General features: G+C 65.1%; 21 protein-coding genes and 1 pseudogene. 11 read left to right on the forward strand and 11 right to left on the reverse strand.

Translation table 11 applies throughout. The features are described 5' to 3' along the window. Window positions 1-130 (forward strand): annotated as a pseudogene (locus AUR66_RS07430) (acc operon protein); the annotation flags it as partial. Window position 131: 1 nt separating this feature from the next. Here AUR66_RS07430 and AUR66_RS07435 read toward each other — a convergent pair. The 8 genes from AUR66_RS07435 to AUR66_RS07470 all read right to left on the reverse strand — a co-directional run bounded on the left by AUR66_RS07435 (window position 132) and on the right by AUR66_RS07470 (window position 5,570). Further along, the gene (locus AUR66_RS07435) at window positions 132-812 is read right to left on the reverse strand and encodes a glycerophosphodiester phosphodiesterase (RefSeq protein ID WP_058571833.1); all 681 of its coding nucleotides are present in this window, start codon (window positions 810-812) and stop codon (window positions 132-134) included. 57 nt (window positions 813-869) lie between these two features. Further along, window positions 870-1,658 (reverse strand): alpha/beta hydrolase, encoded by a 789-nt coding sequence (locus tag AUR66_RS20485; RefSeq protein ID WP_231727795.1) that lies wholly within the window; start codon window positions 1,656-1,658, stop codon window positions 870-872. A gap of 111 nt (window positions 1,659-1,769) precedes the next feature. After that, window positions 1,770-1,958, reverse strand: a complete 189-nt coding sequence (locus AUR66_RS07445) for a 30S ribosomal protein S17e (protein WP_058571834.1) — start codon at window positions 1,956-1,958, stop codon at window positions 1,770-1,772. A gap of 24 nt (window positions 1,959-1,982) precedes the next feature. Then, window positions 1,983-2,630, reverse strand: a complete 648-nt coding sequence (locus tag AUR66_RS07450) for a DUF447 domain-containing protein (RefSeq protein ID WP_058571835.1) — start codon at window positions 2,628-2,630, stop codon at window positions 1,983-1,985. Beyond that, a complete protein-coding gene (locus AUR66_RS07455) occupies window positions 2,627-3,484 on the reverse strand; it encodes a triphosphoribosyl-dephospho-CoA synthase (protein ID WP_058571836.1) in 858 nt (285 codons plus the stop codon). Before AUR66_RS07455 ends, AUR66_RS07450 begins: the two co-directional genes overlap by 4 nt. Beyond that, entirely contained in the window at window positions 3,481-4,263 is a 783-nt protein-coding gene (locus AUR66_RS07460; RefSeq protein ID WP_058571837.1) for a tRNA-dihydrouridine synthase, read from the reverse strand. The genes AUR66_RS07455 and AUR66_RS07460 overlap by 4 nt, the downstream gene beginning before the upstream one ends. Beyond that, a complete protein-coding gene (cofD, locus tag AUR66_RS07465; RefSeq protein ID WP_058571838.1) occupies window positions 4,263-5,255 on the reverse strand; it encodes a 2-phospho-L-lactate transferase in 993 nt (330 codons plus the stop codon). Before cofD ends, AUR66_RS07460 begins: the two co-directional genes overlap by 1 nt. Window positions 5,256-5,309: 54 nt before the next feature. Further along, window positions 5,310-5,570: a hypothetical protein gene (locus tag AUR66_RS07470; protein WP_058571839.1), complete on the reverse strand. Its 261-nt coding sequence runs from the start codon at window positions 5,568-5,570 to the stop codon at window positions 5,310-5,312. A gap of 131 nt (window positions 5,571-5,701) precedes the next feature. On the opposite strand from AUR66_RS07470, the gene AUR66_RS07475 reads away from it, so the two are divergent. The 6 genes from AUR66_RS07475 to AUR66_RS07500 all read left to right on the forward strand — a co-directional run bounded on the left by AUR66_RS07475 (window position 5,702) and on the right by AUR66_RS07500 (window position 11,170). Then, window positions 5,702-6,310, forward strand: a complete 609-nt coding sequence (locus AUR66_RS07475; protein ID WP_058571840.1) for a hypothetical protein — start codon at window positions 5,702-5,704, stop codon at window positions 6,308-6,310. A 63-nt stretch (window positions 6,311-6,373) separates the two neighbouring features. Beyond that, window positions 6,374-7,546 (forward strand): HD domain-containing protein, encoded by a 1,173-nt coding sequence (locus tag AUR66_RS07480; protein WP_058571841.1) that lies wholly within the window; start codon window positions 6,374-6,376, stop codon window positions 7,544-7,546. A 147-nt stretch (window positions 7,547-7,693) separates the two neighbouring features. Further along, window positions 7,694-8,092 carry a DUF5518 domain-containing protein gene (locus AUR66_RS07485; RefSeq protein WP_058571842.1) on the forward strand — a complete coding sequence of 133 codons (399 nt, stop codon included), beginning with the start codon at window positions 7,694-7,696 and terminating at the stop codon, window positions 8,090-8,092. Between the two features lie 124 nt (window positions 8,093-8,216). Next, window positions 8,217-9,440: an HD domain-containing protein gene (locus AUR66_RS07490; protein ID WP_058571843.1), complete on the forward strand. Its 1,224-nt coding sequence runs from the start codon at window positions 8,217-8,219 to the stop codon at window positions 9,438-9,440. Window positions 9,441-9,517: 77 nt separating this feature from the next. Continuing rightward, window positions 9,518-10,531 (forward strand): amidohydrolase family protein, encoded by a 1,014-nt coding sequence (locus AUR66_RS07495; protein ID WP_058571844.1) that lies wholly within the window; start codon window positions 9,518-9,520, stop codon window positions 10,529-10,531. Window positions 10,532-10,618: 87 nt separating this feature from the next. After that, entirely contained in the window at window positions 10,619-11,170 is a 552-nt protein-coding gene (locus AUR66_RS07500; RefSeq protein ID WP_058571852.1) for a universal stress protein, read from the forward strand. An 11-nt stretch (window positions 11,171-11,181) separates the two neighbouring features. On the opposite strand, the gene AUR66_RS07505 is transcribed toward AUR66_RS07500, so the two are convergent. Both AUR66_RS07505 and pccA read right to left on the reverse strand, forming a co-directional pair. Then, window positions 11,182-12,255 carry a biotin--[acetyl-CoA-carboxylase] ligase gene (locus tag AUR66_RS07505; protein ID WP_058571845.1) on the reverse strand — a complete coding sequence of 358 codons (1,074 nt, stop codon included), beginning with the start codon at window positions 12,253-12,255 and terminating at the stop codon, window positions 11,182-11,184. 69 nt (window positions 12,256-12,324) lie between these two features. After that, window positions 12,325-14,124 carry a propionyl-CoA carboxylase biotin carboxylase/biotin-carboxyl carrier subunit gene (pccA, locus tag AUR66_RS07510; RefSeq protein ID WP_058571846.1) on the reverse strand — a complete coding sequence of 600 codons (1,800 nt, stop codon included), beginning with the start codon at window positions 14,122-14,124 and terminating at the stop codon, window positions 12,325-12,327. A 198-nt stretch (window positions 14,125-14,322) separates the two neighbouring features. On the opposite strand from pccA, the gene asd reads away from it, so the two are divergent. Then, window positions 14,323-15,357: an aspartate-semialdehyde dehydrogenase gene (gene asd, locus AUR66_RS07515; RefSeq protein WP_058571847.1), complete on the forward strand. Its 1,035-nt coding sequence runs from the start codon at window positions 14,323-14,325 to the stop codon at window positions 15,355-15,357. Window position 15,358: 1 nt separating this feature from the next. Here asd and AUR66_RS07520 read toward each other — a convergent pair whose 3' ends face one another. Next, complete coding sequence (locus tag AUR66_RS07520; RefSeq protein ID WP_058571848.1) at window positions 15,359-15,940, reverse strand: GNAT family N-acetyltransferase; 582 nt, start codon at window positions 15,938-15,940, stop codon at window positions 15,359-15,361. Between the two features lie 109 nt (window positions 15,941-16,049). On the opposite strand from AUR66_RS07520, the gene AUR66_RS07525 reads away from it, so the two are divergent. The 3 genes from AUR66_RS07525 to AUR66_RS07535 form a co-directional block, all read left to right on the forward strand. Further along, window positions 16,050-16,541, forward strand: coding sequence for an HPP family protein (locus AUR66_RS07525; protein ID WP_058571849.1), 492 nt, complete (start codon window positions 16,050-16,052; stop codon window positions 16,539-16,541). A 120-nt stretch (window positions 16,542-16,661) separates the two neighbouring features. Beyond that, a complete protein-coding gene (locus AUR66_RS07530) occupies window positions 16,662-17,483 on the forward strand; it encodes a DUF7537 family lipoprotein (RefSeq protein ID WP_058571850.1) in 822 nt (273 codons plus the stop codon). A 59-nt stretch (window positions 17,484-17,542) separates the two neighbouring features. Further along, window positions 17,543-18,489, forward strand: a 947-nt coding sequence (locus AUR66_RS07535; RefSeq protein ID WP_331456990.1) for a malic enzyme-like NAD(P)-binding protein, incomplete at its 3' end; no start/stop codon positions are given.

The raw sequence follows: 18,489 nt of genomic DNA on the forward strand, positions 1-18,489 counted from the left end.
AGAGACGTGGAACGAGAAGCGCTGGCAGTACGCCGGCCGACTCCACTCGGTCACCGGATGTAGCCGCCGCGTCCCCTCGGGCGCGCCCACGAACGCGTGGGCCGCCTCGGGTCGCGTCGACCGGTTCTAATCTACCTCGCGCCCCGTTTGCTGTTTTCCGTTCCAATCGTCGGGTCGTCGACGATGACGCCGTCTACACCCCACTCGCGGAGTCGCTCTGCCGTCTCGCTGTCGAGGACGGTCCACGCGTTCAGTTCGAGTCCTGCGTCGTGGGCCTCGGCGACGCGTTCCGCCGACAACAGGTCGTAGTGGGGGTGAAGGGCGAGACATCCGAGTTCGGTCGCGACGCGGATGGCGCCGTCCCAGTCGGTAGAACAGAGATACGCGATGGGCAGGGCCGTCGCCTCGCGAACCTCCCGAAGTGCGTCGGCGTCGAACGACGAGACGAGAGCCTCGTGTCGAGTCGCGGCGACGACGTCGGCGAGGGCGGCCGCGAGCCCCGATTCTTTCAGTTCGACGTTGACAGCGACGTCGTCGGGGAGCGTCTCGAACACTTCCGAGAGCGTCGGAATCGACTCCTCGGAGTCGCCGACGCGGAGCACGCGGAGTTCAGGGAGTGTCGCGTCGGCGACTCGGCCGGTAGCCTCGGTCAGTCTGTCGAGTGTCTCGTCGTGGAAGACGACGAGTTCACCACTCGCACAGCGCCGAACGTCGAGTTCGACCCAGTCGAGGCGGTCTGCGGCCGCTCGAAAGGCTGCCAGCGTGTTCTCCGGTGCGAGTGTAGGGCATCCACGGTGGCCGATGACGCGCATGGGAGAGAGTCGTCGCAGCGTGTGGTAAAGGCTCGCGTCGGTCCAGCGGGAGTGTACTCAGAACCGACGTTCGCCGTGTGTCTCTCGTCCGTCGCCGGCGTCACTCCCAACGGGTGTCGAGTGGTCGGTCAACCACGGGACGAGGAGGTCGGCGAGGCGTCGGTGCGCCTCGTCGTACGAGAGTGACGCAGGCGAGTCTCCGCGCTGCCCTCGATACGAGGCGAACTGTGTGTGGTTCATCCCCTCGATTTCACGGGTCGTCGTGTCGGGAGGGAGTCGCGTCGCCGCCTCCCGGTAGTTCGCACGGTTCAGGACGGTATCTGCGCTTCCGGTGACGGTGAGGGCCGCAAACGACTCGTCGCTCACGTCGACGTTGCAGTAGGACGCGAACAAGACGAGTCCCCGAACGTCGTGTGAGTCGGCGTACTGGCAGGCGGCGACGCCTCCGAGTGAGTGACCGCCGACGAACCAGGTCTGGATATCGGGATGCTGTGCCCGAATCCGTTCGGCGGAATCGGTGTCGAGAAGCGCGACGTTGAGTGGCATCTCCGGGACGAACACCGTGACGTTCGCCCGTGTCACCACCGGCGTGAACGTACTGTAGTACGCGTCCGGAGCGACGCGCGCGCCGGGATAGAAGACGAATCCGACAGTCGACTCGGCGTTCGCCGGAGAGAGAACGTGAACGCCGTCTGCTGTCGTCACGGTTACCCGAGGGTCGTCGTGGGCCTGCTGGACCGACGGCGGCGGTCCGTGATACGGCAGCGACAAGTAGACCACGGCACCTCCCCCCGCGACGAGCAACACCACGAATACGACGATAGCGCCGCGCGCCAACCACTTCACGTCTCCACGAACGTGTCACTCGTATAAACAGTGTCTGTTTGGAGAGCCAGCGCTACCGCTCCCGACGCGGGTGGAGAAGAGTAGTCGCAGAGAGAATCGTCTGCTTCGAATTTACGCGGTCTGAGCGCCCTTCTTCCGGGTGATGTAGCCCGCGATGCGGTTGCGGACGCTCTTCGACTCCACCGTCGTCAGTTGACTGACGCTGTCTTTGTTCGTCTCGAAGTCCGTGTTGAACGCCTGCGGGTATTTCTCCAGCAGGATGTTACCAAGCTGCTTGACGTACTTGGGCTTGATTGCCATGTGCAGAATTTCCCCGGACGAACACTAAAACGATTCGTTCCGTCTTTGCGACGCCCGCTCGCGCCACCCCGTCACCTCGTCGATGCGTTCGAACGCCTCTCGCTCTCGCGGTCCACCGCACTTTTCGACCGTCTCTGCGAAGTACGCGAGTCGGTCGAAGAGCACGTCGGTATCGAACGTCGGCACGTCGAGACGAGAGGCAGCGACTGTGGCGTCGACGACGGCCCCGAACCCGCGATTGATAGTGAACGGACGGGTCGATTCGACGGCCGCATCGACGGGGCGGAGTTCCCATCTCTCCCAGCGCGTCCCGCCATCCTCGCCAGAACCGACCTGCGTCGCTTCGACTTCGGCCCACGCGTCGGCGGAGTCGAGGACGGGCGACGGTTCTTCGCGGATCGTCATCGCCGCCTCGACGAAATCCAGCGGGTCGGTGACGAACTGGACGACGCCACCGCCTTGGCGATGGAAGTTTCGTCGCGTGCGGGTGTTCCCCCACGTCGTCGCCGTGACGGTTCCGTCGGAGTCGTCTGGTTCGTCGGAGTCACCGGGCGCGTGGAGTCCAAGCGCGGCGAAATTCCACAAGTCGTTCGGGCCGAGCGTGGCGACGACAGACTCGGTGACACCGCGGAGTTCGACGGGCCACGCGACACGCCCACCATCGCCAGTCACAGCGGAACACCTCGCTCCAACGCGACGAACGTCGCCGCGCAGACGATGTCGGCGGTCGTTCCGGGGTTGATTCCCTCGGCGACGAACGACTCGGCGAGTTCCTCGGCCTCGTCGAGATTCGAGACGGCAGCAGCGCGGTCCATCACGTCGCGTGCGACAGCGTCGCCGTGGTTCGTGACGACAAGTGTGTCGGGTTCCTCGGCGAGCAAGTCGAGGAACGCCCGGGCGACGCGGTCGGTGACCGGCCCCTCGTCGGCTAGAATCGATTCGGCGGCGCGGAAGGTCCGGGCGAACCCACCAGTCCATTCGCGGGCGTTGGCGTCCCCCTCGGCGCTGAGTTCCATCACGTCGAGGAAGGTGAGGCCCTGTTCTCGCAGGGCGGACTCGGCCTCAGACCCGCGGCGGACGTCGAGGTCGGATGCGTCTTCCGGGGGGTCGCCGACGGCCACGTCGACGTGCTCGAAGGCCCGGTAGAACGCCACCGCGTCGTCGACGGTAGTCTGTTCGACTACGTCGGTCACGCCCGCTGGGGAGAGGTCGCCTGCCGCGGCCGCCCGGACGAGTGGAACGAGGAGGAGCACGCATCCGAACTGCGTGTTGCCACCGCCCTGCTTGCTCATCCCGGCGACGGCCGTCTCGAACGCCTCGCCGACCGATGCACCGTCCTCGGCGAGTCGGAGGCCCGAAGCGGACCCGACGGCACCAGTGAGGAAGTGTTCGAAGTGCAGGTCCGAGAGGTCACGCCGTCGGTCCACGTTCCCCGGCTTTGGGGTTCCAGCGACTTCGAGGAGGAGTGCGAGTTCGGCGTGTCGTGCCGGGCCGAACCCTCGGTCGGTGACTGAGGGCTTCGTCATCGGGCAGACACCTCCGATTCGTCGGGGCTGTGGCTCTCTCCCTCAGATTCGAACCACTCGCCGACGGCTTCGTTGACGCGACTGAGGACGACCGGGTCGTCGCTCGGTCGGCCGACGCTGACGGCGTCCGCGCCATATCGGAGATACTCCTGTGCGGTGTCTCGGTCCCGGACGCCGTTGTTGGCGACGACGAACAGGTCGGGCGCGGCGGCGACGACGTCGGCGACGACGGACTCCGAGTCCATCGCGTCGACGTGAAGCCACGATGCGCCCACGTCTGCGAGTTTCGGTGCGAGTGCGGCGAGGTCGACGCCCTCGACTTCTGCGCGTACTTTCACGCCGACGGGTGCGCCGGACTCGGCCGCCGCAGCGACGTACGCCACGAGTCGGTCGGTGTCGCGCAGAAGCGACTCACCGCATCCGATTGCGCAGAGTTCCTCCTGTCGGCAGTGCGCGTTCACCTCGACACCAGCGCCGTGGTCGGCACAGACCGCGGCGACTTCGCGAAGTGGGTCGCGCGAGGTGGCACGGACGTTGACGGCGACGAAGAGGTCTGAATCGTCCAGCGCGGTGAGTTGGTCCGCGACGAACCCGACTGGGTCGTCGGTCAGAAACTCCGAGCGTCCACGGGCGACGAGGGCGCGAGCGGCCTCCTGTGCGGGCTGGTCCAGCGCGACGCCCCCGAGGAACGCTGCGCCGACGTGCGGGGCGGCAGCGCGTGCCCAGTCAGCGTCAGATTCGCCACTGAGACTGGCGACGGCGAGGCGAGGAGAGAACATCACGACACCTCCCGAAGCGCTTCGTCGACGGCGCGAGCGACTCGCGCGGCGTCTTCTAGTCCGTCGATTCGCGTGTCCGTCCGGACGACCGGTCGGTCGAGGTCGGTTCCATCCTCGTCGTCGAGGACGAACGCGTCGGCGAAGGGGTAGGCTTCCGCGACGCCCGCAGTCGACGGGTCGTAGCCCACACCGGCCATCAGGTCCGCCGCGGGGCCGGAGAACACCCGGTCTTCGACGAACGGCGAGACGGCGACGACGGGTGTCTCGGCGAGTGCCTCGCGGAACCCCTCGAGGGCGAGCATCGGACCGATGCTCGTGATGGGATTCGACGGACCGACGACCACGGGGTCCGAGAGGGCGGCGGCCACGTCGTCGGTGATTTCGGCCACGTCCGCGCCGCGGAACTCGACGTCTCGAACTGTGGGTTCGGCCCGGTGGTGGACCCAGTATTCCTGGAAGTGCATCGTCCCTTCGTCGGTGTGAACGAGCGTCGCCACGGGGTCGTCGCTCATGGGAAGTAGTGAGACGGCGAGGCCGAAGGCGTCTGCGAGGGTTCGCGTGACGTCGGTGAGCGAGCGCCCTTCGTCGAGGAGCGAGGTGCGAGTGATGTGGACTGCCCGGTCACGGTCACCGATTTCCATGAACTCCGCGACGCCGGAGAACCGTCGCCACCGGGCGATGTCGCGTCCAGCGGTCTGTGCGTGGTCGGGGAGGAATCGGGGGCCGGATTCGAGGCCTGCCGCGTCGGCGAGGCGGTGGAGTTCGTCGTCCGTCTCGGTGGTGTCGTCGGCGATGCCCCACCACCGGTCGGTGTCGAGGACGCCGCCGCCCCAGAAGAGAACCGTGTCCACGTCGGGACAGACGAGGTGGCCGCCGAGTTCCACGTCGTCGCCCGTGTTGGCGACGACTGTCGTCTCGGCGGGGTCGAACACCTCACCCGCACCGTCGAGGAGTTTGGGGGTGCCCGTGCCCCCAGCGAGGAAGGTTACCATGCTCCGCCGTAGGGTGAGTGGCGGTTTGAAAGTTCCTTCACCGGACGTCGGGCGTCACCGACCGCCGCGGTACGCCACGGACGTGTCGAACGTCGACGGCATCACTTGTCCGGCGACGGCCTTTCGGACGAAGTACCCGGTGAACCCAGTCGTCACCGACAGTCCGAGCGAGAATACGATTGCCGAGGCACGGGGGATGGTGAGGCCCGTGAGTGCGCTCACACCCACCAGATACGCCGCGTTGAGTCCCGCACCCCCGGCCACGACGAGCAAGAACAGACCGAGGAGGTTCCCGAGAGACGATTTTACCCCCATGCGACCACTGTCACTCGCGCGGTGGAAAAGTGGTTTGTGGCGGCCGACTGAGCGGGTTGTACCGGCCGACTGCGCCTCGAGACAGCACGAACCACAGTACGACTATCAGTTTTGGCAGACGATACGGAGATATGCCCCAGTCCCCGCGTTCCCTCGCCTCTGCCTTCGTCGCCGTCCTCGTCGTTCTCGCGGCCCTCAGCGGCGCGTTCCTCTTCGTCGACTTCGACGCGGCGACCTACCAGACGTCGTCAGACCACACGGCAACCGCCGCCAGCGCCGACGCCGAGTCGCTCCCGCCGGTCGACGACGGATACCTCGTCGTAGATGCACCCGACGCCATCCGCGACGACCTGACCGACGAACTCGTCGCGTCGTTCCAACGAGAGGGCCTCTCTCTCGACCCAATCGAGGCGCGTGAGTCGTACGACCGGGCCGTCGTGGTCGTCGTCGTCGACGAGTGGAATCCGCGCTGGAACCCCGTCACGCCGTCGGGGTCCGCGACGTGGCGGGCCGCGTTCGACGTCGGTGGACACCGCGAGCACGTCGATGCAGCCCTCTCCGATGGCCCCTTCGTGTTCAACTCGACGATGGGGCCCGACGTCGCGGGGACTCTCGACGCTCGCGTCGACGTGTCGGGAACCGGCCTCGTCTCTCGACCAGCCTATCGGACCCACCTCATCGACGCCGTCGCCAACACGACGGCCGAACAGGTCACAGCAGAGTTCGAGCAGAACCGATAGCGTCGGTTCTCTTCACCGAAGTGAACGCTCGGGATATTTGACACTCGTCGTGCAAGCACCAGTATGACCGCGGTCAAAGACAGCGTCCACGACTACATCTCACTCGACCCCGTGGCCGCCGAACTCGTCGATACGCCCGAGTTCCAGCGCCTTCGGCACATCAAGCAACTCTCGACGGTCCGACTCGTCTACCCCTCCGCGAGTCACACCCGCTTCGAACACAGCCTCGGCGTCTACCACCTCGCCTCGCGCGCCCTCTCGCACCTCGAAATCGACGGTGACCGCGCCGCGCACGTCCGTGCTGCTGCGCTCCTCCACGACATCGGACACGGCCCGTACGGGCACCAAACTGAGGACCTCATCCGCCGCCGAACTGGCCGCGACCACGACGAGATACACCACCTCCTCGACGGAACGGCTGTCGGCGACGTGCTCGACGCACACGGCCTCGACTCGTCGCGCGTGGCTGCCCTCGTCGCCGGCGACAGCGGACTCGGCCAACTCGTCTCTGGCGAACTCGACGTGGACCGGATGGACTACCTCGTCCGCGACGCCCACCACACCGGCGTCCCCTACGGCACTATCGACCACGGGCGACTCGTCCGCGAACTTCGGTATCGAGACGGCAAAGTGGTCCTCGCCGAGGGAAACGTCCAGACGGCAGAGTCGCTCTTGTTGGCCCGCGCGTTGATGAACGGGACAGTGTACCGTCACCACGTCTCGCGTATCGCGGGCGCGATGCTCGAACGAGCGTCCGAACGACTCGTCGACGACGCCGTCTCACTCGACGAGTTCGTCCGAATGGCGGACCACGACTTGCTGGTCGCCCTCGACGAGCACGTCCCCGAACTCGGCCATCGTATCGAGTGCCGAAACCTGTACAAGCGAGCAGTCTGGGCACCCATCGACGCGGTTTCGGCTGACGTCGTCGAACTCGATTTCGAGGCGTCGCGGGCGGCCGAACGTGAGATAGCCGACGTGGCGGGCGTGTCCCCCATGTCGGTTATCGTCGACGCTCCGTCGCGGCCACGAATCAAAGAGTCACGGTCACGTGTGGTCGTCGACGGCGTCGTGCGCCGACTCGAAGACGCGTCAGAACTGGTCGGTGCGCTCCGGGCAGCAGAGCGAATCCAGTGGCGACTCGGCGTCTACGCTCCCGAGACGGTCAGAGACGACGTCGCGGCGGCGGCAATCGACGTGTTGGATCTCCCGACACGAGTGACGACCCACGTGTGAGGAGACGGGCCACTGCCAGTTCGAGTGACTACACGACGCCGGCGGACATCCACCGCCATCCGACTTTCAGATTGTATGTCCTCAAAACCGGGATTTTCATGATATCTGTCTGAGGTATTTAATCGATTTCACATCGTTGTGAGAGGTATGGCCATCAACTGGCGTGCTGTCCTATACGGTTTCGCGACCAACATCGTCCTCGGACTACTCAGCGGGTTCGTCATCCCGTTCACAGACGTCGCGCTCCCAGTCGTCGGCGCAGGATTAGCTGGGCTCATCGCAGGCGGTGTCGCCGGGTACTACAACAACCGCAGCACCACGAGTGACGCCACCCACGGGGCACTGGCCACCGTCATCGGAGCGCTCATCGTGGGCGTCATCCTGACCGTCCTCGGAACGCTCGTCGCGGGTATCTTCGGCCTCGGTGCGGGGCTTGGTCTCCTGGCCCTCATCTTCGTCGCGGGTATCCCCGGCGCTGTCGGTGGTATCATCGGTGGCTACATCAACAGTGGCCGCGGAGAGACCGCAGGTCGCCCGGCGGCCTAATCGGACCGCTGAGACAGTCTGCGTCCACGATTCCCGTTTTGTGACCCATTCGACACAGAGCCACCGGCCCGTTTGCGCCTCCCCGCCCGACCCTTTTTACCCGATGACGGCCGAATGCCCCACCATGACGACCATCAAGGACAGCGTCCACGACCACATCGAGGTCGAGGGCGCGGCCGAGGCACTCCTCGACACGCCGGAGATGCAACGCCTTCGGCGTATCAAGCAGTTGGGGACGGTCCAACTGGTCTACCCCTCTGCGAACCACACGCGCTTCGAACACAGCCTCGGCGTCTACCACCTCGCCTCCCGTGCTCTCTCGCACCTCGGCATCGAGGGCGACGCTGCCGCCCACGTCGAGGCGGCGGCCCTCCTCCACGACGTCGGTCACGGACCCTACAGCCACAACATCGAGGAGGTGACACAGCGACACACGGGCAAGTACCACGACGACGTGGACGAACTCGTCACGAGTGGGAACGTCGGCGACGTGCTCGAATCGGAGGGACTCGACCCGACGCGCGTCGCCGCCCTCGTCGCCGGCGACGGCGAGTTCGGCCAACTCGTCTCGGGTGAACTCGACGTCGACCGGATGGACTACCTCGTCCGCGACGCCCACCACACTGGCGTCCCCTACGGCACCATCGACCACGAGCGACTGATTCGGGAACTCGCGTTCGTGGACGGCGAACTCGTCCTCGCCGAGGGAAACGTCCAGACGGCCGAATCGCTCTTGCTGGCCCGTGCGCTGATGAATCCGACCGTCTACCGACACCACGTCGCGCGTATCTCGAAGGCGATGCTCCGCCGTGCATCCGAGAAACTCCTCGCCGAACCGGACATCGACGCCGACGAACTCCGCCGGATGGACGACTACGACCTGCTCGTCGCGCTCAGACTCAATCCCTCGACGAACGAGTTCGCCGAACGTCTCGCCAACCGCACCCTGTACAAACGGGCGGTCTGGGCGGAACTCCCGGACGTCCCCGAGTCGGTCATCGACGCCGACCACGAGACGATAGTCGACTTCGAACGCGAGATTGCCGCCCGTGCCGACGTGCCGCCCGAGTCGGTCATCCTCGACGTGTCCTCTCGGCCCTCGATGACCGAGTCGTCCTCGCGCGTGATGGTCAACGGCGAGATTCGACAGTTAGAACGCGAGTCACCGCTCGTGCAGGCGCTTCGAACCGCACAAGAACAGCAGTGGCGACTCGGCGTCTACGCACCGAGTGACGAGACCGAACGAGTCGGACGCGCCGCAGCGGATGTCCTCGGACTCGACATCGACGGGGCACTCGTCTCCGAGGTCAGACGCAGTCTGAACACGACGTTAGACGAGTTCGAGTAGCGACACCTCGCCCGGCGAAACAGGGCGACCACTCCGAGACGAGAGGTTCAAGCCACGGGGCGACCCATTCGAGAGCGATGCATCTCGAGGGAACCGTACTTCGTGGCCGCGACTTCGAACCAGTCGAGGGACGGGTCGTCGTCGAAGACGGGACGATTACTGCCATCGAGGAGACCGAGACAGACTCGACGGACATCATCCTCCCCGCGTTCGTCAACGCGCACACCCACCTCGGCGACTCCATCGCGAAAGAGGCGGGCGAAGGACTCTCGCTCGACGACCTCGTCGCCCCACCGGATGGGTTGAAACACCGACTCCTCCGGGCCGCGAGCACCGACGAGAAAGTGGCCGCGATGCGCCGGTCACTGCGTATGATGGAACGCGGCGGGACGGCGGCGTGTCTCGAGTTCCGCGAGGGCGGCGTCGACGGCGTCGACGTCATCCGGCAGGCGCTCGATGGCCGTGATATCGAGGCCGTCGTCTTCGGCCGGGAGACAGAGGCGGCGATGGAAGTGTCGGATGGGTTCGGTGCCTCCGGTGCGCGCGACGCAGAGTTCGGCGAACTCCGGACTGCGACGGCGAACGCGGGTAAACTGTTCGGCATCCACGCCGGCGAGCGTGACTCGCTGGACGTCAACCCCGCGCTGGACCTCGACCCCGACTTCCTCGTCCACATGGTCCACCCGAAACCGATTCACCTCGAACGCGTCGAGGACAGCGAGATTCCAATCGTGGTCTGCCCGCGGTCGAACCTCGTCACCGGCGTGGGCGTCCCGCCGGTGCGAGAACTCGTCGAACGAACGACTGTCGCCCTCGGCACGGACAACGTGATGCTGAACAGTCCCTCGATGTTCCGCGAGATGGAGTTCACCTCCAAACTGGCCGACGTTCCCGCCGCCGAAGTGCTGCGGATGGCGACCATCAACGGTGCCGACATCGCCGGGCTGAACTACGGACTCGTCGAAGAAGGCCGTGAGGCGAAGCTGCTCGTCCTCGACGGCGACACTGACAACCTCGCCGGCGCACAGGACGTGGCACGAGCCGTCGTCCGCCGCGCCGGGATGGCGGACGTGAAAGACGTGTACCTCTGAGTCGGCGACAGACCACTCGCTATTCTCGGAATATTCTCGCTGTCGCAAAGTGTTATTACCTGCTGTGGTAATATGTCACTTAGTGTCATGGTGTTGTACGACCGAATCATCGTTCCCATCGACGGGTCCGCAGGGTCGGCCCGCGTGGCGACCCACGCCGCCGCACTCGCCGCAGTGCACGGGGCAGAACTACACGGCGTCTACGTCGTCAATGCCGGGAGTTTCGCCGGACTCCCGATGGAATCCTCGTGGGAGGGGCTGGACGACCTGTTGCGCTCGGATGCCGAATCGGCGCTCGAACTGGTAGAACGGGCGGCCGAAAAAGAGGGCGTCCCAGTGGAGACACACGTCCTCGAAGGGACACCGAGTCGGGAAATCGTCGAGTTCGCCGAACGCGGCGAGTGTGACCTCGTCGTGATGGGGACGCACGGCCGCGGCGGTATCGACCGACTCCTCCTCGGGTCGGTGGCCGAGAAAGTCGTCCGCGCGTCGTCGGTTCCGGTGTTGACCGTCCGCATCGAGGGCGGTGAAGACGCCTCCGACCTTGCGTCGGACGCGTCAGGCGAGACGGCGACGGAATCACCGGCCGAGACAGACGGGTCCGCAGACACCGCTGCGACGGCCGACGGCGAACGATAACCTGTTTTCGGTCAATCGTCACCCGTCGGTCGGAGGTGTTCGCAGTCGCCGGCGTGGACACGGACTGCTCCGTCGTCAGTCTGGACGACGAGTGTGCCGGGGTGCTCGACGTCGACTGCCTCGCCTTCGACGACGCCGCCCGCAGTGTGAACACGGACTCGTCTTCCGAGCGTGTCTGCTCGCTCGCGCCACGCCGGGAGGACGCTATCGAGGTCGGTTCGGAGTTCGTCGAAGCGTTCGAGTACGCGCTGGACGAAGACGCGGCGTTCGACGTCACCCGCTTCGGCGGACACGCTCGTCGCACCCTCCGGAAGCGTCGCCGGGTCGATGTTGACGTTGATGCCGGCCCCGATGACCAACCACGAGACGCGGTCCGCTTCGCCTTCCATCTCGGTGAGGATGCCGCAGAGTTTTCGGTAGGGGTGGGATGGCCGTTCTGCTCTCCCGCTCACTTCGTTCGCGGGACCTACGTCGGACGCTGACGCGCCCGACGAGTTATCGTTCACTTCGCTCACGATGACACCATCTGACTCTGAAGAGTCAGATGAGCGATTGTTCGCTTCGCTCACAATCACATCGTTCGGCCACTTGATACTCGCACCCACTCCCGCTTCTCGCGCCGCATCACACACTGCGACGGCCATCGCCAGCGTGTACAACGGCGCGAACGCCGGCGGTTCGTCCGGTCTGACGAGGACACTCATCCAGACGCCGCCGTCGGGCGAGGTCCACACGCGGTCTTTGCGGCCTCTGCTGGCCGACTGCTCGCGGGCGACGACGACCACGTCGCTCGCACCTTCGGCGGCGCGTTCGCGGGCCCGGTCGTTCGTCGAGGCGAGTACGTCGTGGAACTCCACGTCGTAGTCGGCGTCCAGTCCGTACTCGATGGCCGGCCCGCCGTACTCCGGCACGTCGGTCACGACGTATCCCTCGTCGGTGCTCTCGATGCCGAAGCCGTCGTCTCGAAGTGACTCGACGTGTTTCCAGACGGCGGCGCGGGAGACGCCGAGTCGGTCGGCGAGTTCGGGACCGGAGACGGAACCCTCGGCGAGTGCGGCGAGCAGGGTACGTCGCGTGTCGCTCATGGAGTCGGCTACTGCGGCGCGAGAAAAGAGGTTCGCGGTTCGTGGTGCAGTCGTCGTGGGCGGCGTCGTCTACTCGATGACGATGAGCACGTCGCCCATGTCGACGCTGTCGCCCTCACCGACGAGGACTTGCGAGACGGTGCCGCCGCGTTCGGCGACCACGTCGTTTTCCATCTTCATCGCTTCGAGGACGCAGACGGTGTCTCCGGGTTCGACTTCGTCGCCTTCTTCGACGTCGACAGAGAGGATGGTCCCCTGCATCTCGGCGGTGACAGACTCGCCGTCACCCTCGATGATTTGCTGGTCGTCGTCGCCGTCGTCACGGCGCTTTCGCGGGCCGGACGGCTTGGATGCGGACGCCGCCGCAGCACCACCGACGGGGATGACGGGCGCGCCGCGTTCTTCGAGACTAACCTCGAAGCGCTTGCCGTTGACTTCGACGGTGAACGTCCGTTCGGTGGTCTCTTCGTCCTCGTCGTCGTCGGCGACGGCCTCCGGGGCCCAGCGCTCGACGGCGGCCTGGATACGGTCTGGGTCGAGGACGTTGTCGAGGTACTTCGTCGTGTGCGTCCCGGCGCGGAACTGCTCGTCGGTGAGCATGAGGCGGTGGAACGGGATGACCGTCCGCAGACCCTCGATGTCGAACTCGGCGAGTGCGCGTTCGGCGCGGGCGAGGACTTCGGTGCGGTCGGACCCGGTGACGATGAGTTTCGCAATCATCGAGTCGTAGTCGCCACCGATTTCGTCGCCCTGACGGACGGCGTCGTCCATGCGGATGCCGATGCCGCCCGGCGGGTCGTAGGTCGTGAGCGTTCCCGTCGCGGGCGCGAAGTCCTTCTCGGGTGCTTCCGCGTTGATACGGAACTCCATCGAGTGACCGTCGATTTCCACGTCGTCTTGCGAGAAGTCGAGTTCCTCGCCGGCAGCGACGCGAATCTGCCACTTCACGACGTCGAGACCGGTGACTTCCTCAGTGACGGTGTGTTCGACCTGGATGCGCGTGTTGACCTCCATGAAGTAGAACTCGCCGTCTTCGACGAGGAACTCCACCGTGCCGGCGTTGTGGTAGTCGGCGGCGCGGACACCGCGTCGGGCGGCCTCACCGATACGCTCGCGCAGGTCGTCGTCGAGGGCGGGCGACGGTGCCTCCTCGATGACCTTCTGGTGGCGGCGCTGGAGCGAGCAGTCGCGTTCGCCGAGATGGCGGACGTTGCCGTGTTCGTCGGCGAGAATCTGCACTTCGATGTGGCGCGGCGCTTCGAGGTACTTCTCGACGTAGACAGAGGCGTTGTCGAAGTACGCCTCACCCTCGCGTTTGGCCGTCTCGAACTGGTCGTCGACTTCGTCTTCGGAGTGGACGACTTTCAGGCCGCGGCCACCACCGCCACCTTCGGCCTTGATGGCGACTGGGTAGCCGTAGTCGTCGGCGACGGCCTTCACGTCCGCGGCGGACTCGGCGGGTTCGGTCGTCCCGGGAACGACCGGCACGTCCGCGTCCTGCATGAGCGCACGGGCCTTCGTCTTCTCGCCGAGGCGTTCCATCGCGTCGGCCGATGGGCCAATCCACTTGAACTCGGACTCTTCGACCTTTCGCGCGAACGTCGCGTTCTCCGCGAGGAAGCCGTATCCGGGGTGGATGGCGTCGGCACCGGCCTTGCGCGCTGCGTCGAGGACCGACTCGTGGTCGAGGTAGGAGTCGGCCGCACGAGCGGGACCGATGTTGTACGCCTCGTCGGCGTAGCGCACGTGCCCGCCGTGCTTGTCGGCCTCGCTGTAGACGGCGACGGTTCGGACTCCTAACTCCTCACATGCACGCATGACACGTACTGCGATCTCGCCTCGATTGGCGACGAGAACCTTGCTGAACATTTGCGGTAGTCTTTCAGGGAACTCCACGTTATTCTATCGGTTTCCACAACGCACGTCGGTATCCTGTTCGACGATTGCCGATTTGTGTGTTCGACCGTGATAGAACGCCCGAAACTGCCGTTCTCTCGAACTGTTTGGGGGAGAATATCGGCTCGAATCCAAACGGCCTTATGCGTGTGCCACACTACGACACGGGTAATGGCAGTACGAGTCGGAATTCTCGGCGCAACCGGTGCAGTAGGACAGCGATTCATCCAACTTCTCGAAGACCACCCCACGTTCGAACTCGGGGCACTGACCGCGAGTGAGTCCAGCGCAGGCAAGCGCTACGACGAAGCGGCGAAGTGGCGCGTCAATACCCCCATCCCGGACCACGTCGCAGAGATGGAAGTCGGCCGAACCGACCCCGCGGACGTTCCCGACGACATCGACCTTCTCTTCTCGTCGCTCCCGTCGTCTGTCGCCGCCGACGTCGAACCCGACTTCCTCGACGCGGGCTACGTCGTCTCGTCGAACTCCTCGAACGACCGCATGGCACCCGACGTCCCCCTGACGATTCCCGAAATCAACCCCGACCACCTCGACCTCATCGAGGTCCAGCAGGACGAACGCGGATGGGACGGCGCTCTCGTGAAGAACCCCAACTGTTCGACCATCACGATGGTCCCGACGCTCGCCGCACTCGACCAGTTCGGCCTCGACCGGGTCCACGTCACGACCCTCCAGGCAGTCTCTGGCGCGGGCTACGACGGCGTCACCTCGATGGAGATTATCGACAACGCCATCCCGCACATCGGCGGCGAAGAAGAGAAGATGGAGACCGAATCGCGCAAACTCCTCGGGTCGTTCGACGGCGCGGAACTCTCGCTCCACGACGCCGAGGTCAACGCCTCGTGTAACCGCATCCCGACGCTCGATGGCCACCTCGAGAGCGTCTTCGCCGACCTCGAAGAAGACGCCTCGCCCGACGACGTCGCCGCCGCGATGCGCGAGTTCCCCGGTGTCGACCTCCCGAGCGCACCCGAGCAACTCATCCACGTCTTCGAGGACAACTACCGGCCGCAACCCCGACTCGACCGTGACCGCGGCGACGGCATGCAAATCTCCGCCGGCGCGATTCAGGAGACGCCCAACGGCGTGAAGTACAACTGCCTCGCACACAACACGATTCGCGGTGCAGCAGGCGCGTCGGTCCTCAACGGCGAACTCCTCGTCCAAGAAGGCTGGATTTAGACTAGAACCACCTGTCTGCGGTTCGGTCGCGTTCTTTTCCGTCGTCTTCGGTCACGCCTCGCTTCCACTCCTCGGAGAGCAGGCCGTAGCGAAGCGTGTCGACGTGTTCGCCGTCGACGAAGCCCTGTTCTCTGAGGACGCCCTCCTGTTGGAATCCTGCTTTTTCGAGGACGCGACACGACGCCGGATTCGTCTCGTAGGCGTTCGCGTAGACTTTGTTCAGTCGTCGCTCTCGGAACGCGTACCCACAGATAGTGCGGAGGGCGTCGGTTGCGTAGCCCTTCCCCCAGTGGTCCGGAGCGACCGAGTAGCCGACTTCGACGGCCCCGTTGATTACGTTCGGGGCCTTGAACCCGATACTTCCCACGGGAGTGCCGTCGTCACAGACGACGAAGTTGATGTCGTCGCCGTCGCCGCGTGATTCGACCCACTCGCGCTCTTTGGTGCGAGTGATGGGGTCGACGGCCGCGATTCCGTTCCGCACACGCGGGTCGTTGACCATCTCGTGGAGAAACTCGATGTCGTCCGCTTCGACGGTCCGAAGTTCGACGACGTCGCCTTCGAGGAACACTGCGCCGGGCATACAGACAGTGTCGCGGAGAAGCCATTTGAAACTCTGCCTGCGACTCGTCTGGCCATCCCGCTGGCCGAGTCAGACACAGTTTTCAGTGTGCACCAGTGCATCGAACGATATGGATGGTCGAGGTGCCCAGACGGCGCTCTCTGCGGGCCTCTCGTTCGGTGTTCTCGGGGCAGTCGCGTGGGCGACTGGTGCGGCGTTCGTCTTCCCAAGCCTCGGCCCTTCGGCCTTCGTCCTCGCGTTCGCGGGTCCAAACGAACGTCCCCGAGGTACCCGAGTCGTCGGTGGGCACGTCGTCGGGGCCGTCGCTGGCTTGCTCGCGTATTCACTGCTCGCGTCCGGTGTGGCACTCACAGCATCCATCCCGGCGTTTTCGGTCGCTGGACTCAGACTCGTCGCCAGCGGCATCCTCTCAGTCGCCGTGACGAGTTGGGCGATGGTCGCCACCGACACCGTCCACGCACCGGCGTGCGCGACGACGCTCATCGTCTCGCTCGGGTTGCTCTCGACGCCGCTCGACGTGGGCATCATCGTGGTGAGTGTGGTCCTCCTCGTCGCTGTCCACGAGCGACTCGTTCAGGGTTCGGTCCCCGGAGACTGGTGATTCTCTGGGCGGTGTCGGGTCTGACGACTCTGCGCGCTTCCGCCGACGTACACACCTCGAAGACTGTCGAGAAATCTGTACGCTAGGTTAAGCCTGTTAGTGACGTTTAGAGACGTGACTATGCGTGTACAGGTACTCACAGTCGTCGTCGCAGTGTTGCTCGTCATCGCGGGGTGTACTGGTGCTCCGACAGACACTCAGACGGCGGCGTCGGGAGACGACGCTGCGGGGACCAGTGGTGGGTCCGGCGGCACCGGCGGGTCCGAGGACGACGGAGACGACACGGCTGAGTTCGCCGTCGGCGACCCGGAGACACGACTCCGTGACGCCGGGAGTTTCACGAGTTCGTGGTCGCTGACGACGGTGGACTCGACGGGTAGCCAGTCGATGCTCACCAACACGTACTACGTCGACCTCGAAGCGAACCGGACGAGTGAGACGTTCACAATCTCCGGCGACGAAGCGGGTGTGAGTTACGAACGGTTCATCGCCGACGGGACGAGTTACACCCGACTGGGCAACGACACCGAGGCGTTTTACCAGGTCCTCCCGGCCGATGACAACCAAATCGAGTATGCTCTCGCACGTGGCGCGTCGTTCACGTACGACGACTTCTCGGACGCCACGTTCGTCGGCACCGAGACGTTCGACGGCGTCACCGTCGACCGATACGAGTACACAGACCCGATGCTCTGGCGGCAGTACGGCGTCACCGCGTTCGGGTCCGACGAGAACGTGACAATCACCGACTTCACGCTGGTCGTCCTCGTGGACGAAGACGGCCTCGCTCGCTCGTCGAGTTGGGACCTTCGCGGGGAAACCGAAGCGGGTGACCCCGTCTCCGCCGAGTGGCGCTTCGAGTTGACCGACGTCGGTACGACCTCCGTCTCAGACCCCGACTGGCTAGATGAGGCGCGCGCACAGACGACTGCGACGTACTGACTCGGCCAGACTCGTGTCGAACGAAGAGGCTACCTTTCTCAACGACGCGGTGAACTACAATGACACTCGAGGACGACGCTCGGGAGTACCACCGGAAGGACCCGCCCGGAAAGATAGAGATTGCGACGACGAAACCGACGAACACGCAGCGAGACCTGAGTCTCGCCTACTCTCCCGGCGTGGCCGCGCCGTGTCTCGATATCGCGGACGAACCCACGCTCGCGTACGAGTACACGGCGAAGGGGAACCTCGTCGGCGTCGTCTCGAATGGCTCTGCGGTGCTCGGCCTCGGCGATATCGGCGCGCAGGCGTCCAAACCCGTCATGGAGGGCAAGGGCGTCCTCTTCAAGCGCTTTGCCGACATCGACGTGTTCGACGTGGAGTTCGACATCGCCGACCCCCAAGCGTTCGTCGAGAGCGTCGCCGCGATGGAACCGACGTTCGGCGGCATCAATTTGGAGGATATCAAAGCGCCAGAGTGCTTCGAAATCGAGCAACGTCTCGGCGAGCGGATGGATATCCCCGTCTTCCACGACGACCAGCACGGCACGGCAATCATCTCCGGTGCCGCCCTCCTCAACGCCGTCGAAATCGCCGACAAGGACCTCTCTAACCTCAGTGTGACCTTCGCCGGTGCAGGTGCTGCGGCGACGGCGACGGCGCGGTTCTACGTCTCACTCGGCATCCCGCGAGAGAACATCACGATGTGTGACATCGACGGGATTCTCTCGGAGACACGCGCCGAGGCGGGCGAACTCAACGAGTACACCGAACCGTTCGCTCGCGGGGTCGAAGATGGGTCTCTCGAAGACGCGATGGAGGGCGCAGACGTGTTCGTCGGCCTCTCTGTCGGCGATATCGTCTCCAAAGAGATGGTCCGGTCGATGGCCGACGACCCCATCATCTTCGCGATGGCGAACCCAGACCCAGAAATCTCCTACGAGGACGCGAAGGACGCCCGCGACGACACGGTCATCATGGCGACGGGACGCTCAGACTACCCGAA

The organism is Haloferax profundi (assembly GCF_001469865.1).
GTDB classification, from domain to species: Archaea; Halobacteriota; Halobacteria; order Halobacteriales; family Haloferacaceae; genus Haloferax; species Haloferax profundi.

What these genes read in the sequence shown, in the direction of transcription:
- AUR66_RS07435 (WP_058571833.1), bottom strand. Translation starts at nt 812, where the DNA reads ATGCGCGTCATCGGCCACCGTGGATGCCCTACACTCGCACCGGAGAAC.
- AUR66_RS07445 (WP_058571834.1), bottom strand. Translation starts at nt 1,958, where the DNA reads ATGGCAATCAAGCCCAAGTACGTCAAGCAGCTTGGTAACATCCTGCTG.
- AUR66_RS07455 (WP_058571836.1), bottom strand. Translation starts at nt 3,484, where the DNA reads ATGACGAAGCCCTCAGTCACCGACCGAGGGTTCGGCCCGGCACGACAC.
- AUR66_RS07460 (WP_058571837.1), bottom strand. Translation starts at nt 4,263, where the DNA reads ATGTTCTCTCCTCGCCTCGCCGTCGCCAGTCTCAGTGGCGAATCTGAC.
- cofD (WP_058571838.1), bottom strand. Translation starts at nt 5,255, where the DNA reads ATGGTAACCTTCCTCGCTGGGGGCACGGGCACCCCCAAACTCCTCGAC.
- AUR66_RS07470 (WP_058571839.1), bottom strand. Translation starts at nt 5,570, where the DNA reads ATGGGGGTAAAATCGTCTCTCGGGAACCTCCTCGGTCTGTTCTTGCTC.
- AUR66_RS07475 (WP_058571840.1), top strand. Translation starts at nt 5,702, where the DNA reads ATGCCCCAGTCCCCGCGTTCCCTCGCCTCTGCCTTCGTCGCCGTCCTC.
- AUR66_RS07480 (WP_058571841.1), top strand. Translation starts at nt 6,374, where the DNA reads ATGACCGCGGTCAAAGACAGCGTCCACGACTACATCTCACTCGACCCC.
- AUR66_RS07485 (WP_058571842.1), top strand. Translation starts at nt 7,694, where the DNA reads ATGGCCATCAACTGGCGTGCTGTCCTATACGGTTTCGCGACCAACATC.
- AUR66_RS07490 (WP_058571843.1), top strand. Translation starts at nt 8,217, where the DNA reads ATGACGACCATCAAGGACAGCGTCCACGACCACATCGAGGTCGAGGGC.
- AUR66_RS07495 (WP_058571844.1), top strand. Translation starts at nt 9,518, where the DNA reads ATGCATCTCGAGGGAACCGTACTTCGTGGCCGCGACTTCGAACCAGTC.
- AUR66_RS07500 (WP_058571852.1), top strand. Translation starts at nt 10,619, where the DNA reads ATGGTGTTGTACGACCGAATCATCGTTCCCATCGACGGGTCCGCAGGG.
- AUR66_RS07505 (WP_058571845.1), bottom strand. Translation starts at nt 12,255, where the DNA reads ATGAGCGACACGCGACGTACCCTGCTCGCCGCACTCGCCGAGGGTTCC.
- pccA (WP_058571846.1), bottom strand. Translation starts at nt 14,124, where the DNA reads ATGTTCAGCAAGGTTCTCGTCGCCAATCGAGGCGAGATCGCAGTACGT.
- asd (WP_058571847.1), top strand. Translation starts at nt 14,323, where the DNA reads ATGGCAGTACGAGTCGGAATTCTCGGCGCAACCGGTGCAGTAGGACAG.
- AUR66_RS07520 (WP_058571848.1), bottom strand. Translation starts at nt 15,940, where the DNA reads ATGCCCGGCGCAGTGTTCCTCGAAGGCGACGTCGTCGAACTTCGGACC.
- AUR66_RS07525 (WP_058571849.1), top strand. Translation starts at nt 16,050, where the DNA reads ATGGATGGTCGAGGTGCCCAGACGGCGCTCTCTGCGGGCCTCTCGTTC.
- AUR66_RS07530 (WP_058571850.1), top strand. Translation starts at nt 16,662, where the DNA reads ATGCGTGTACAGGTACTCACAGTCGTCGTCGCAGTGTTGCTCGTCATC.